Here is a 13344-nt window from a genome sequence, read left to right as displayed (position 1 = left end):
GGGCTCTCGGTGGCGAACCTGGTCTACAAGCGGGTCTCGACCGACCGGCAGAACCTCGTCCTGGACGAGGCCGGGATCGAGGACCCGGTCGTCTTCGAGGAAGACCCGGGCACCTCCAGCCGCCTCCACCCCCTCCAGCGGCCGAAGTTCAGCGAACTGCTGACGTACGCGCGGCCGGGCGACACCGTCCACATCTCCGAGATGTTCCGCCTCGTACGCGGCACCGGGCACATCCTCGACGTGCTCGACGTCCTCCACCGCGACCGTCTCGCCCTGCGCATCCACGACGGCGCGTTCTCCGCGATGGACCTGACCGCCCGCCACCCGCGCACCGGCGAGCTGCTGTCCACCGTGAAGTTCATGGTGCAGACCCTCGCAGCCGCCGGCGAACTCCAACGCGACCTCCAGCGCGAACTGACCTACGACGGACTGCGCGCCGCCGAGGCCAAGGGCAACAAAGGCGGGCGCCGCCCCGCCGTGGCGGCCAAGGAGACCGACAGCGTGCGCACTGCCTACCTGGAGGGCCGCTCGATTGCCGCCCTCGCCCGCGAGCACGGCGTCAGCCGCGGCGCGATCCGCACAGCCGTCGCCGACCTCATGCCCGACCACACCGCCATCGAGCACGAGGACGTCCTGGCTCCGGAGCTGCCGGTCACCCTTGACATGCCGGGCAAGGTCGCTGACTTCCTCCGCTCGGCGGGCCTGGAGCCCGCCGAGCGCACCGCGCTCGACCAGGGCGTCACCGTACGGCGCGGCCGGGGCTACACCCTGCGTGTCAGCACCACCCCGGCGATCCACCGCCAGTTCCTCGCCCGCTGTGGGCCCCTCGATGGCGGCCAAGGTGCCCCAACCGTCCCGGCTCAGCGCAAGGCCCGCCGCGAGTACGAGAACCGCGTCAACGCCCTTCAGGCTGCAACAGCCGGACCATGATCAATCTCAGCGCCAACCGCGGTTCGATTGATCCCCGGGGCCGAAGCCGCAGCACAAATGATTTCAATGCCCAGGTCACAGGCTCGTGCACTGAAATCATTCGTGCTGCCCGACACCAGACGACGGAGCATCGTGGACGCAGACAGTGGAACGTCCACTTCTGCGACGCCCAACAGCACCCTGATGGGGAGACCTTGCAACTCATCGAGTCCCTTGAGCCACCTTCGCGTCCCGACCTGGAATTCACCCTGGTACGCAACGGCATGGACTACCTCAGCAGCGCAGTGCTGTACCTGACAGGCAACCTGAAGGTGCCCGAAGAAGCCGCCGAGTTGTGGCCGGAGGCTACCCGGGGACTGCACCCGTGGCCGCGCCACTGGGTTAGTGACCGTTACCTGAAGTACGGGGTCCTGCATCTGCAGGCAGCCACCGAGGTGCTCCTCAAGGCCCGGCTCGGGCGTGAACACTGGAGCCTGGTCTTCAAGGACCCCGGGAGTGCCACTCGTGCGGCCTACGAGCAGGGCAAGTTCGACAGTTGCACCATGACCTCTGCTTTGGATCGTCTCGTCGGCATCGTTGGGGTACCAATCACGGAGAAGGAACGCAAGGCCATCAAGGACCTGGGGGAGACAAGGAATGCCCTGACCCACTACGGGCACACGTCGAACGCCTTCGCCGTGGAGGCGCGAGCCGCCCGAGTTCTGAGTTTCCTCGTCGACTTCGTTCCAAGGCAGCTGCACCCGGTGCTGTCGAGCGAAGCCGAGATGGTGGCGGAGACGATGCGCGCAGTGAGGTTCCAACTGCAGGACATCCAAGCACTGGTGAAGAACCGGATGCAGGAGCTAACCGGCGAGCTCAAGGCGGTCGTCGAGCGTACCGTCATCTGCCATGTCTGTTGGCAGTGGGCACTGGTGGTGGGTGAAAGCCCGGTTACCTGCCGGTTCTGCCTGCGATCGTACGACTCCCCTGCCGACGCTGCTGTCGACTACATGGGGTATGTCCTGGAGGACGACCCCTTTGGGGCTCTGAACTGCTCGGCGTGTGGCACGGCTGACGTGGTGACGCCCGCGAGCACGGCCGCAGACAAGAGCCACGACGTCGCCTTGTGCTTCCACTGTGGCGCCGTCGATGCCAAGGGTTGGGCCGAGCCGTCGGCTACTTAGGCGTTCCGAGCATCGACCGTGCCCCAGGTCACCGCACCGAAGATTCCAGTGCCGAGGTCAGAGCCCTGTCGGCTGAAATCTTCAACGCGGTCGGACAGCGGTCGTGCCGAGGCTGTGGAGGGTCGCAACCGACGCCAGCCCCCGACCGTCCTGAAAGTGTGTGAGAGCACAGTTGCCCCGGCGCCGGACGGAGCGGCGCGGGCTGCGCCTGTGGCCGGTCGGCACCGTCCTGGCGCTGGCCTTCACCGCCGCGCTCCTGGTGGCCGCCGCGGTCTTCTACACCAGCTGGGACCTGCTCGGCGCCCGCGGGCTCAAGCCCGAGCACCGCATCGACTCCACGACGCTCTTCGACCTGGTGAAGCTGGCCTTCGGCGTGGTCGCCGGGGCCGGCGCCCTGGTCGCTCTAGTGGTCGCCTACCGGCGCCAGCGGGTCGACGAGGACGGCGCCCTGCGCGAGGCCACCCGCCTGCACACCGAACGCTTCACCGCGGCCGTCTCCCAGCTCGGCGAGGAATCCGCGGCCGTCCGCCTCGGCGGCGTACACGCCCTGGCCGGCCTCGCCGACGACGCCCCCACCCGCGAACTGCGCCAGACCTGCATCGACGTCCTGTGCGCCTACCTCCGCCTGCCCTACACCGCCGAGACCGACCTGTCGGCGGGCGACGCGGCGGCCCGGCACGCCTACCTGGCCCTGCGGGAGGTCCGGCACACCGTCATCCGCCTCGTCCGCGACCACCTCCGCTGGCCCCCCGAGCACCCGCACTCTTGGCAGGGCCACCACTTCGACCTCACCAACGTCACGTTCGACGGCGGAGACCTCAGCCGGGCGGTGTTCTCCGGCAGCACGGTCAACTTCGGCGGGGCGACGTTCTCCGGCGGCAGTGTCAACTTCGTCTTGGCGACGTTCTCCGGCGGCACGGTCGCCTTCAACGGGGCGACGTTCTCCGGCGGCAGTGTCGACTTCTTCGGGGCGACATTCTCCGGCGGCACGGTCAACTTCATTCAAGCTACTGGCTCAGCGCCATCCGGCCTGGTCCCGCCGAGCGGTTCGCCTTTACCGACCGGCCTCAGCCTGTCCTCAATCTGGCACCCGGCCGGCTCCTGATGAGGCCGACGGATCGTCGTCCCCGCCGTACCACCCGCACACGGCCGTTCGAGCCGCGCGGCGGTGACTCCTTCCGGCTAAGTCGAGGATGTCCAGCTGGGCCTCGGGGGACCACTCCCGGCGCATGAACGGGCCGCCGTCAGAGCGTGGCGGCTACTTTGCACCCTGGGTCAGGGCTAGGAGACCGGGGCCGTCACCGGATGTTCACTGCTCCGGGAGGCCGTTCGGCGCCCGCAGGGAGTGGTCCACAGCCAGGTCCGCCTTACATCGCGCGCGGTACGCCTTTTGGCGGCAGGCGTCCGAGCAGTACCGGCGCGGGCGCCCTCGCCGCCCCAGCCAGTTGCGCGCCACTCCGCTCCACAACGCGTGGACCGGCGCGGCTCTCGCGCTGTACGGAAGCTCGCACTGTTCGCACCGCGGCGCGAACAGCTCCTCCAGACGCCATTGCCGAATCAGGCCGCGCATGTCCCCGTCGATCAGCAGAGTGTCGTCCTCGTCGTCGAAGAAGACGGATTTCAGGATCCGGGCACGGGAGGGGTGCTGCATCGACGCGATCCCCTGCTCGACGAGATGCTGCGCCGATTCCGCAGTTATGTGCAGCTGTTCGGCGATCAGCGGGATCGGGGCTTCGTAGAGCACCCGGGCCAGAAGGGCGGTCGCGCGATCGCGCGGCATCGTACAGAGCATGTCCGCCAGCACGGTGGTGCGCTCGACCCGCATCCGCGGTTCGGCCTCGGCGGTCCGCCGGCGTTTGGTGCCGTACGAAGGAAAACCGTTCACTGCTCCGTCCTCCGTACGACCGTGCCGAGGGTCTCGGGGGCATCGGGCCGGATCAGCACCACGGTGGTTCCCTCCGTCCGCTGGCTCTCCTCGGCCGCTGGCGGCTCCGGCGTGGGAGGGCGGCTCCGGCGGCCCCACGGCAACAGCCCGCACAGGGCCGTGATGACGTGGCTGAAGGCCTCCAAGATAGGAGGCATCTGCTCAGGTTGGGCATTGCGCGTGACGCGCCAGGCCAGGATTCCAAGGAACAGCAGGACGGCTGCCACGACGCAGGACGCGGCCAGGACGGCCGAGAGCGGCATCTTGAGCAGGACGCTCAGCAGAGAAAGGGACACGAGAGGGACCTCCGGATACGCGAAAGGCCCCCCGGGTGTTCGGAGGGCCTTGAAGCGGACATGCAAAAGGGCCCCGCTTCTCAGTGAGAAGGAAGGCCCCGAAACGAAAATGGGCGCACCAGGTGCGCCGCAGGACCAGTTTCGCAGATCGTTTCTGTCGGGTCAAATCCCGCAAAAGCACAGGTCAGTTGCTTGTGGTTCAGGGGGCCCGGATTTCGTAACGCTGGTTCGGTCGAGCGCCGCCTGAGCCGGGCCCGGACTCTCGCCGCAGCCGGCCGCATCGTGGTCCCCTCGGTCAGCTCGGCGGTGACCCGGTGAACGGCCCCCTCGACATGCGCGTCCTCGTCCTCCTGCTCGCGGGGGCCGGGGCGTCGTTCGTCGCCTACCTCCACCCCGCCGTCGGCGCCGCCCGGTGGCAGTACGAGGCCGGGCGTCCGGCCAGTCTTCATGCACCACCGCAGGCACGACTGCAACGGACGGCCGGTGGCCACGTTCTCGGTGTGCCAAGCCTCGATGTCAGCCTGCTGGCACTACCCGATTGCGCGCCCTCGGCTGGCGAGACGTCCACTCCAATCAGGGATCGCACCACACCTGTTGCAACCGATATACTAGGAAACACCGGCACTGAGCTGCGCAAAGACTTCAAGATTTGCCTCGCACGGCACCACTCACCCAGAGAAGCGGCGGCGGCGGTCGCGATAGAAGTCGCCGATGGCCTCGCCGATCCGGTGATGCGGTTCGTTGACCAGGGTGGTGACCTCGAACCCGGCGATGGCCGGGTCCCGCAGCACCGCGGCGAGCGCCTCCGCGTCGTGCGCCGGAGCGGTCAGCCGCCGCAGTCCGGTGTCCTGGTAGTCGTAAGTGGCGATCAGCAGCGCCAGCTTGCGTCGCATGGCTAGCTGCCGGTGTGGCGGCGGATGTACGCGTCGATGGGATCGCGCCGCTCGGCGACGGCCGCCCGCTCCAGTTCGATCGTATCTCCGTCAATGGTCAGCGAGACACGATGTCGGGCGGAAGACCGGCCAAGCCAGTCACGCAGAGTCTCGATGAGCGCAGTGAACACGCCACCAGACGCGCCCAGTGCTACGACAATGGCCCCGAGAGCGACCGGATCGGCACCTTTCGCGCCGTCAGGAACTGGGCCGCCGCGCCCGGGACGGACCGACTCGACGTCCAGCTCGGCGATCTCCGCCCGCAACTGGCGTGCCAGCCGTTCCCCCGCCTCCGAGTCCAGCTCGGGATCGAGCGACAGGACCAGCAGTACTTTCATCGCGCCGTCCGCCCGATGATCCGTGCAGCCGCTTCTCATCGAAGTGTTGCCCTTCATCTGTCCCCCGGTGGCAAGTCGTCACGAAACTGCACCTCACAGTGTGGCGGCATGCGGCTACCGACGGCAGCCCGTCGGAACAACTTGCCGAGTCGACAGGGGAAGCGGCGGTCGCCTGCTCATCGGCAGGCGCAGCGCCAACCCAATGATTCGCCATGAACCATTGCCGAGCGTTCCCATCCGTCTTGACAGGTCAGGCTCAGACACCGCTTCTGACCAGCAAGGACACAACACGCGCTATACCAGTCTGCACGACATTGACCTGAGACTTCGTCACTAGGGTCCGTCTTCAAACGGATCTTGGGCTTGATCCGCTTTGGCGGACATTCGAGATCAGGGGTTCTGCCCCGGGAGGATGTCCAGCATGGAGAGCATGGGGAAGAAGACGCCACGCTCTCGCCGCTCGTTCACGCCGGAGTTCAAGGCCGAGATCGTTGAGCTGTGCCGTCGTGGTGACCGCTCGGTCGGCCAGATCGCCAAGGACTTCGATCTGACCGAGACCGCGGTGCGGCTGTGGGTCAGCCAGGCTGAGGTCGACGCGGGCGAGCGCGAGGGTCTGACCAGCAGTGAACGCGAGGAACTGGCCGCGTTGCGGCGGGAGAACCGTCGGCTGCGGGAGGACGTGGAGGTCCTCAAGCGGGCCACGGCTTTCTTCGCGAAGGAGACCCGGTGACGGTGCACCCGTTCATCGAGGCGGAGAAGCGAGACGGTCACAGCGTCAAGCGCGCGTGTGAACTGCTGCAGGTCTCCCGAACCGCCTTCTACGCCCGCCGCAGTGACAGGCCCGGTCCGCGGGCGGTCCGTGATGCCGAGCTCACCGAGAAGATCACGGAAGTCCACGAACGGTCCCGCGGAACCTACGGGGCCCCGCGCATCCATGCGGTCCTGCAACGCGAGGGCGAGGACTGCGGACGCCGCCGCATCGCCCGGCTGATGCGCGACGCCGGTCTGCAGGGCCGCCACCGCAGGCGACGGGCATGACGACGAAGTCGCCTATCTGCATGGTGATGAAGCGCCACAGTTGGTGCTTCCAGTTCTCCACCGTGCGGGCGGGCTCATCGGGATATGCCTGGGCCAGGATGTTCCCGAGATCGCCAATGGACTCACAGCCGGTGAGGTCGCCGACTTCCTCCCAGCCCGCGATCACCAGCCCCTTGTCGAGGGCGTACTCCTCCCGCTGCCCCTGCTGCCCGCCCCGTACTGTCCATGCCCTGACCACTGGCCCTCACCCTTAACATCTGTTGCGCCGACCGCGTGTTTGCCCTGATGGCGGACGGTGTGCGCTGGACCCTACCGGACGCCGTTGTGACCGGATTCGGACGGGTGGCGGCAAGGAGTTCCGGACCAGGGACGGATGGGCCGTCGGCTGGCGCTGCGGGATGGGCATCAGCAAGGAGGTCCGCTGCGGGCAAGATCCGGGACGGTCCGAAATGGCCTGCCAGGCAGCTCGGGCGGCGGGCATCCGTGTTCGCGGCGCGGCGGGATCATCGCCGACAGCAACTTGGGGGTCGTGCGCACCCAAGTTGTCACTGCTGTCGTACGCCTGCACGTCGTAGGTGGTCACGGGCGGCAGGTTGCATTTGGCGCGGACCCGGTTGACCTTCTCCGGAGCGAGCGTCTTGGTCGGGATGTGCTCGTGGGGACGGCGCGAGTTGTGGAACGCGGCCCGGTACTCCGCCGCGGACCCGAGCAGCGACAGCGCCTTCTCCGAGCTGATGACCCGCTCGGGGCGTGGCGCGCCGATGCTCTTCAGGATGTGAGGGTCGCCAACTCCACTCCCGCGTGGAGGAAAGCGCCGACCGCGAAGTCCGCGGTGGTGTCGTAGGTGACGGGTTGACTGGAGTCGGGGCGGTCGCCGACGCGTTGGACGTAGCCGAGGACGCCGTCGGGGTGGACGGCGGTGGTGACCAGGCCGTTCCAGGCACGGGCGGCGACGGGCAAGTAGGTGGCCCGGTCGACGAGGGCGGTGGTGACGGCGTAGGCGATGGCATAAACGAAGAAGGACGTGCCGCTGCTCTCGGGGCCGGGGAAGTGGGCGGGGTCGGCAAGGTTGACGTTCCAGAAACCGTCGGGGCGCTGGATCGGAGGGAGGGCGGTAACCAGGCGTGTGAGGGTGCCGCTGTACTCGGTGGTGTCGGACTGGGTGGGCGGCAGGGCCTTGAGGGTCTTGACGTGGGCGGCGGCCACCCAGCCGTTGCCCCGCGACCAGACGACGGGCTTGCCGGAGGGGGAGACGATGTGGCCGGGCAGGAAGTTCTTGTCGCGGTACCACAGGCCGGTCGCCGGGTTCAGCAGGCCGGGGCCTCCCTCGGCGTGCTTGGTGTGCTGGTACAGGCTGTACAGCTTCTGGTGGTAGCGGGCGTCACCGCGCAGGGTGCCGAGGCGTGCGAAGGGCGGCATCGCCATGTGGAGGGCGTCGGCCCACCACCAGTCGTCGTTTTTGTCGACTTGGTCGGTGTAGGTCATGCGGTGCAGCGAGGTCTCGATCGCGCTGATCTTGTGCGGGTCGGGTTCCAGCGCGTAGAGGTCGAGGTACGCCTGTCCGGCGTTCTGGTTGTCGGCGATCCGGGTGCTGGAGCCCCCGTTGAGGGCGTAGTTGTTCTGCTCGGCCCAGGACCGGGCGTAGCCAAGGTAGCGGGCGTCCTTGGTCAGGGAGTACAGGGACAGCAGGCCGGAGAAGAAGGTCGCGTTGGCCCACTGGTTGTTGCCCGGGTTGCTGTGGGCGGCGATCCAGTGGTCGGCGACTCGGCGTAGCACGGCGGTGATCGCGGCGCGCGAGGGCAGAGCGGGCGAGGGCACGGCGGCGGGATTCGCCATTGCGCGCGGCCCTCCGATGCCGGTCAGGGCAGACAGCCCCACAGCGGCGAGGACGCTGCCGCCCGTGGTGGTCAGGAAGCGTCGTCGGTCCATGTCCTTGTCCATGGAGGCCAGGGCCTTTCGTGTCTGAGGAGGTCGCGGATTTCCCGGAGTTGGGGGGTGAAGGGTTGGCTGCTGCGCAGCAGCCTTCCCGTAAGGGGGCTGCTGCGCAGGAGCCCCCTTACGGGAATCGACGCGGCGGATCGCCATCGGCCGCGCGGAGCAAACTCAGTTGGGGTTCTGGGCGTTGGTGAGGGTTTCCCAGGCCACGAAGAGGTTGTTCGTGCCGGCCGGGCGGTTTCGCTCGGTGAGAGTCTGGGTGTTGGCCATCGCGACGCCGTGGAGGGTGTTCAGTGTGTTGAAGCCGACCTCGGTGATGGGGCCGAGCCCGAGTTTGACAGTGCCGCCGCACACGGTGGACGGGATGGCCGCGCCGAGTTGGTACTTCGACTGGAAGCCCAGTGCCTGCCGTAGCCGTTCACCGACCTGCGGGTAGAGGTCCTGCCCCTGGATGCGGGCGGTCTCCAGGACGTGGGAGATCGAGGAGATGCCGTAGCCGGTGTGGGTGAAGTCGCGGCAGGTTTCCTGGGTGATGCCGGTGGTGAAGGTGCTTGCGCCGAACCAGAAGTTGACGATCTGGTCGCGGGTGGTGAGGTGCTGGCTGGGCACGGTCTTGGGCAGTGCGCCGTCCGAGGAGAGGTAGACGAAGGCGGGGACGCGCTGCAGGTAGTGGCCGATCGCGGTGTCGTAGCTGGTGTGGTCGTCGAGGAAGACGGAAATGCTGACGGCCGCCTCCAGCATCGTCAGGTCCCAGTTGCCGGTGCGGTTGGAGCCGTTGACGACCAGGGGGAGGTAGACGGTGCGCAGCATCGTCGCGAAGCGGCCGGCGTTGGGCCAGTTGCCGTGCACGGTCTCGATGATCTCGGCTGCCTTGGGCCAGGAGGAGCCCGTCCAGCCGGTCTGCAGTGGGGCGTTGTCGTTGGTGTGGGCACGGATGGTCGCGGACCAGGCGTCCATGAGCTGGATCGCCTTCTGCGCGTAGCGGTCGTCGCGGTTGATGTACCAGGCCAGCGCATCGGTGTACGCGGCTATCGCGTCCTCGCGTTCGTCGGTACAGCCGTTGTTGGGATTCGAGGAGGGGCCGCACTCCACCGTCGCCCGGGGTTTGGGGCTGCGTGACAGCGAGGCGTACGGGCTCGCCATCATGCTGTCGTACGCGGCCTTCCACGGCTGGGCCCCCGCCTGGACCTTGGCCCGTGCGAAGTCGAGCTGGGCGGAGTCAAGGTTCACACCCGGGTGCACGAACACCGCGGGCGATGCGGCAACGGCTGCGGCTTCGACGGTGCCGGGCTGAACGGTCGTGGCCCGCGTGGCGGCTTCCGGCGTGGGTGCCGGGGAAGCCGAGGCGGGAGCCATGACGGCTGTCGCCGCCACAGCGCCGAGCACGGCGGACAGGCCGGCGAACCGGGAGAGGGCTGTTAAACGCATGGGGGGGGATGGCCTTCCATGAGGCGACTGCCGCTACGGAATTCCTATACGTGAACAGTGAATGCGATGGTGAACCGCTGATGCCGGAAGGTAGTCGCGCGGGAACAGGGGCGTCAAGGTCTAGACCAACATTCCGGGCGGCCTGCGGCTGCGCCATCACGCGTCCCGCGTAGTCCGGGACGCCAGGGCACTACGCTCGCCGCAGGCGTTATCGAGGGCTATGTCGACAACGCCGACCGCCCTCAGAACTCGACTAACCAGCTCAGCGCGTACGACATTTATGACCCCGTGACCAGCGACTTCAAGATGAAACGGACTCAATAGGGCTGCGACGACGGACATGATCTACTCGAAGAGGTCAGAGTCGTCGACCGCCCAGGCGATGAAGATCGCGCCGGCGAGGGCGCCGAGAGAGCATCGCCTCGCGTCCACCCGTCTGACGGTCGGCGCTGTCTATGGGGTGGGCCAGCGCTGAGAGGCATTCCTCAACCCCGCTGACATGCGTTCCTGGGCTTGAGGACCGGCCTCTCACCTGAACAGGTGAGAGATGCGCCAGCTCTTGTGGGGAACCATGCATGACGGGGGCCGATGAGCCGTACGGGCGCCACCTCATGTAATTCGCCGCCGGATCCCCTCGGGTCCGCCGCAACCGCTTCGCGTATCCCAACTGCAGGAGTTTCATCATGGCTTCCGGATCCGGTCTGAGCATCGACGTCCACATGGCGCCTATGCGACCGTTCGTTGGTGCCGCGTCAGAGGGAGCAGGCGACCAACCCCTGTGGTCGCCGATGAGCAGCTCGCTCATCACCGGAGCGGAGGAAGCGGTACTGGTCGACACGCTCATCACCTTCGACCAGGTGGACGTGTTGGCCGACTGGGCCGAGCGCCACGACAAGCGCATCACCGCGGTCCTGATCACTCACGGCCACTCCGACCACTGGATCGGGCTGGGCCGGCTACTCGAACGCTTCCCGGATGCCCGCGGCCTGGCCACGGGCAAGGTTTTGGACCGCGCCCGCTTCGAGGCGACGGACGCGGGCCTGCAGAAGTACTGGCACACCTGCTTTCCCGGCGAGATCCCGGACAGTCCGGTGCTTCCAGGCCTGCTGGAGGACGGCACGTTCGAGCTCGACGGCCACGAACTCCAGATCATCGACGTCGGCCAGGGCGATGCCGAGCACTCTTCGCTCGTGTACGCCCCATCGATCGGCGCGGTCGTCGCCGGCGACGTGGTCTACAACCAGGTCCACATGATGACCGCCGAGACCGACGGCGCCTCGCGCGCCGCGTGGGTCGCCAATCTTGATGCCATCGCCGCGTTGAACCCCACCACGGTGGTATCTGGTCACAAGCGGGTCGGCGCGCCCGATTCCCCCGAGACCATCGAGCAGAGCCAGCAAGTACCTGCGCGACTTCAGCCGCATCGTGGACGACCAGGAGACCGTGGAAGACATCGCCGCCGCCATGCTGGAGCTGCACGGAGACCGCGACAATCCGCGAGTGCTGTGGTATGTAGCCAGGCAGGCGGTCGCCAAGCGCAGCTGAATAGAGCGATATCGATGACGGGAGCCGGCTGTGGCGCGCAGCCGGAATTCCGAATGTCATCGCGCTCGGGTGCAGCGCACGAACCGAACAGCCTGCAAAACGCACCCACATCAGACGCAAAGCACCGACGGGACAAGGGAACACTGTGAGCGACGACGCCTCGACCACTGCCCTCCTGCTGGTCGGCCCCTACAACTACTTCCTCAGCGAGAGCGGAAAACTCTAGAGGGCGTCTGAAAAGCCTGTCAGTTGGCTGGTCTTGCGAGGCGGCGCACGAGGAGCATGGCCATGGTGAGGTAGATGGCGTTCTCCGAGCAGACGCGCAGGTACTCGTAGTCCTTCGACAGGCGGCGGCACCGTCCCAGCCAGGCGAACGTCCGCTCCACCACCCAACGGCGAGGGACCACTGCGAAGAGGGGTACTGCCGGAGGCGGTGCTCCCACCCGAGCCCAGGTTGAGCGGAATCCTCCGTCGCGGCGCTGCACGACCTCCACGGTGATGCCGGTGGCTTCCCGGGCCCAGGCGTGGAAGTCGGCACCGCGGTAGCCCTGGTCCGCCCACACGTGCCGAAGGCGTGGGAAGGCATCGGCGGCCAGGGAGAACAGCACCGCGGCACCGTCGCGGTCGCCGACGTTGGCCGGGCTCACGCAGGTGACCAGGACGGTGCCGCGGGTGTCGACGAGCAGGTGACGCTTGACGCCGCTGACCTTCTTGCCACCGTCGTAACCGTGCAGGCCACCGCGTTCACTGGCCCGAACGCTCTGACTGTCCACGATGGCAGCGCTGGGAGTGGGTTCGCGGCCGAGCTGCACCCGCTCGCGTTCGCGCAACGCCGTCAACATCCGCTCCCACACGCCCTCTTGCTGCCATCGCCGCCAGTAGTGATAGACCGTCTGCCACGGCGGCAGGTCATGCGGCAACAGTCTCCAGGCGCATCCGGCCCGCAGCCAGTACGCCAGCGCGTTGAGGATCTCCCGCCGCATGTGTTTCGGCGGCCGACCACCGGACTTGACCGCCGGAACCAACGGACGGAGGATCTCCCACTCCGCATCAGACAGATCCGTCGAGTAACGGGTACGCAGCCCGCACACCCCAGCCCCCGAAAGTGCGCACCACCCCGCTACCAGGCAACTTGCCCACTGGGCAGGCTTTTCAGACGCCCTCTATCGACAGGCGATGAAGAGCCGCGCGCCGCTGGAGACCACCTACAGTCACCATCCGGCTGGGCACCAGGGCGAACTGACGACAGTTGAATAGGCGAGCTCAGGTGGTTGAGGCGGTCCGCCGGTCGGCAAGCTGGGTCAGCTGCACGACGAGCAGCACGACCCCGCTGAGCACGAACACCCGCAGCGCCGCGTCGAGCCCGTTCCAGGTCTTGGACTGCCACATGGAGAACCACTCGCCCCCGATCGCGATGAACCCGGCGCCGAAGACCAGCATGAGCAGGCCGTAGGCGGAGATGCTGTGGGCGCGGGCGTGGGCGCGCCGGGCCCAGAGCCAGGTGCCGTAGACGAGGACGAGGGCGGCGAGCGTCTCCCAGACGATGATGGCGACGTAAGCGGCGTTCTGTATCCCCTTGTTGGTGATCGCCCGCCACATCAGGTCATCGTCCTTGAACGTGGTGTCCATGGCCAGTACGTGTTGCACGAACACCCGGTTGGTGCCGAAGTCGGTGATGTTACCGAAGGCCACGAGGGCGATGTAGAGGGCGACGCCCGCGGTGAGGAGGGTGGCGGTCAGCGAGACGGCCCGGGTATGGGGGGGTTGTGTTGGTGGACATGACGGCCATCTTCCCGTGACGACCGGTCCGCCTAG

14 protein-coding genes are annotated in these 13344 nt (G+C 67.5%); 6 read left to right on the top strand and 8 right to left on the bottom strand.

Annotation, left to right across the window (positions count from 1 at the left end; genetic code table 11):
- Positions 1 to 9 precede the first annotated feature (9 nt).
- From R6V09_RS00225 to R6V09_RS00215, 3 genes are all read left to right on the top strand, one after another.
- On the top strand, positions 10 to 930 hold the full coding sequence (locus R6V09_RS00225) for a recombinase family protein (protein WP_317879237.1): 921 nt from the start codon (positions 10 to 12) through the stop codon (positions 928 to 930).
- On the top strand, positions 927 to 2093 hold the full coding sequence (locus R6V09_RS00220; protein WP_317879236.1) for a hypothetical protein: 1167 nt from the start codon (positions 927 to 929) through the stop codon (positions 2091 to 2093). Before R6V09_RS00225 ends, R6V09_RS00220 begins: the two co-directional genes overlap by 4 nt.
- A 160-nt stretch (positions 2094 to 2253) precedes the next feature.
- On the top strand, positions 2254 to 3198 hold the full coding sequence (locus R6V09_RS00215; RefSeq protein ID WP_317879235.1) for a pentapeptide repeat-containing protein: 945 nt from the start codon (positions 2254 to 2256) through the stop codon (positions 3196 to 3198).
- A 204-nt stretch (positions 3199 to 3402) separates the two neighbouring features.
- On the opposite strand, the gene R6V09_RS00210 is transcribed toward R6V09_RS00215, so the two are convergent.
- From R6V09_RS00210 to R6V09_RS00195, 4 genes are all read right to left on the bottom strand, one after another.
- Positions 3403 to 3978, bottom strand: a complete 576-nt coding sequence (locus tag R6V09_RS00210; protein WP_317879234.1) for a hypothetical protein — start codon at positions 3976 to 3978, stop codon at positions 3403 to 3405.
- Positions 3975 to 4313 (bottom strand): hypothetical protein, encoded by a 339-nt coding sequence (locus R6V09_RS00205; RefSeq protein ID WP_317879233.1) that lies wholly within the window; start codon positions 4311 to 4313, stop codon positions 3975 to 3977. Before R6V09_RS00205 ends, R6V09_RS00210 begins: the two co-directional genes overlap by 4 nt.
- A gap of 668 nt (positions 4314 to 4981) precedes the next feature.
- Positions 4982 to 5206 (bottom strand): caspase family protein, encoded by a 225-nt coding sequence (locus R6V09_RS00200; RefSeq protein WP_317879232.1) that lies wholly within the window; start codon positions 5204 to 5206, stop codon positions 4982 to 4984.
- A 2-nt stretch (positions 5207 to 5208) separates the two neighbouring features.
- Complete coding sequence (locus R6V09_RS00195) at positions 5209 to 5640, bottom strand: effector-associated constant component EACC1 (protein ID WP_317879231.1); 432 nt, start codon at positions 5638 to 5640, stop codon at positions 5209 to 5211.
- Between the two features lie 364 nt (positions 5641 to 6004).
- Here R6V09_RS00195 and R6V09_RS00190 point away from each other — a divergent pair, with 364 nt between their 5' ends.
- Both R6V09_RS00190 and R6V09_RS00185 read left to right on the top strand, forming a co-directional pair.
- The gene (locus R6V09_RS00190) at positions 6005 to 6313 is read left to right on the top strand and encodes a transposase (RefSeq protein ID WP_442809942.1); all 309 of its coding nucleotides are present in this window, start codon (positions 6005 to 6007) and stop codon (positions 6311 to 6313) included.
- On the top strand, positions 6310 to 6621 hold the full coding sequence (locus R6V09_RS00185; protein WP_317879230.1) for an IS3 family transposase: 312 nt from the start codon (positions 6310 to 6312) through the stop codon (positions 6619 to 6621). Before R6V09_RS00190 ends, R6V09_RS00185 begins: the two co-directional genes overlap by 4 nt.
- A gap of 768 nt (positions 6622 to 7389) precedes the next feature.
- Here the strand turns inward: R6V09_RS00185 and R6V09_RS00180 are convergent.
- Positions 7390 to 8550 (bottom strand): glycoside hydrolase family 88 protein, encoded by a 1161-nt coding sequence (locus R6V09_RS00180; protein ID WP_317879229.1) that lies wholly within the window; start codon positions 8548 to 8550, stop codon positions 7390 to 7392.
- 174 nt (positions 8551 to 8724) lie between these two features.
- The gene (locus R6V09_RS00175) at positions 8725 to 9984 is read right to left on the bottom strand and encodes an alginate lyase family protein (RefSeq protein WP_317879228.1); all 1260 of its coding nucleotides are present in this window, start codon (positions 9982 to 9984) and stop codon (positions 8725 to 8727) included.
- A 683-nt stretch (positions 9985 to 10667) separates the two neighbouring features.
- On the opposite strand from R6V09_RS00175, the gene R6V09_RS00170 reads away from it, so the two are divergent.
- Entirely contained in the window at positions 10668 to 11678 is a 1011-nt protein-coding gene (locus R6V09_RS00170; RefSeq protein WP_317879227.1) for an MBL fold metallo-hydrolase, read from the top strand.
- Between the two features lie 96 nt (positions 11679 to 11774).
- On the opposite strand, the gene R6V09_RS00165 is transcribed toward R6V09_RS00170, so the two are convergent.
- Together R6V09_RS00165 and R6V09_RS00160 are read right to left on the bottom strand one after the other, a co-directional pair.
- Positions 11775 to 12620, bottom strand: coding sequence for an IS5 family transposase (locus tag R6V09_RS00165; protein ID WP_317879226.1), 846 nt, complete (start codon positions 12618 to 12620; stop codon positions 11775 to 11777).
- A gap of 172 nt (positions 12621 to 12792) precedes the next feature.
- The gene (locus tag R6V09_RS00160; protein WP_317879256.1) at positions 12793 to 13269 is read right to left on the bottom strand and encodes a DUF2165 domain-containing protein; all 477 of its coding nucleotides are present in this window, start codon (positions 13267 to 13269) and stop codon (positions 12793 to 12795) included.
- Between the last annotated feature and the right edge of the window lie 75 nt (positions 13270 to 13344).

It is taken from the genome of Streptomyces sp. W16 (genome assembly GCF_033194735.1).
GTDB lineage: Bacteria > Actinomycetota > Actinomycetes > Streptomycetales > Streptomycetaceae > Streptomyces.
The sequence above is the reverse complement of the archived record's forward strand: the minus strand, read 5'-3'. Positions and strand labels throughout refer to the sequence as shown.

Excerpts from the sequence above, each read along its gene's own strand:
- R6V09_RS00220 (WP_317879236.1), top strand. The coding sequence starts at position 927 with ATGATCAATCTCAGCGCCAACCGCGGTTCGATTGATCCCCGGGGCCGA.
- R6V09_RS00200 (WP_317879232.1), bottom strand. The coding sequence starts at position 5,206 with ATGCGACGCAAGCTGGCGCTGCTGATCGCCACTTACGACTACCAGGAC.
- R6V09_RS00195 (WP_317879231.1), bottom strand. The coding sequence starts at position 5,640 with ATGAAGGGCAACACTTCGATGAGAAGCGGCTGCACGGATCATCGGGCG.
- R6V09_RS00190 (WP_442809942.1), top strand. The coding sequence starts at position 6,005 with ATGGAGAGCATGGGGAAGAAGACGCCACGCTCTCGCCGCTCGTTCACG.
- R6V09_RS00180 (WP_317879229.1), bottom strand. The coding sequence starts at position 8,550 with ATGGACCGACGACGCTTCCTGACCACCACGGGCGGCAGCGTCCTCGCC.
- R6V09_RS00175 (WP_317879228.1), bottom strand. The coding sequence starts at position 9,984 with ATGCGTTTAACAGCCCTCTCCCGGTTCGCCGGCCTGTCCGCCGTGCTC.
- R6V09_RS00170 (WP_317879227.1), top strand. The coding sequence starts at position 10,668 with ATGGCTTCCGGATCCGGTCTGAGCATCGACGTCCACATGGCGCCTATG.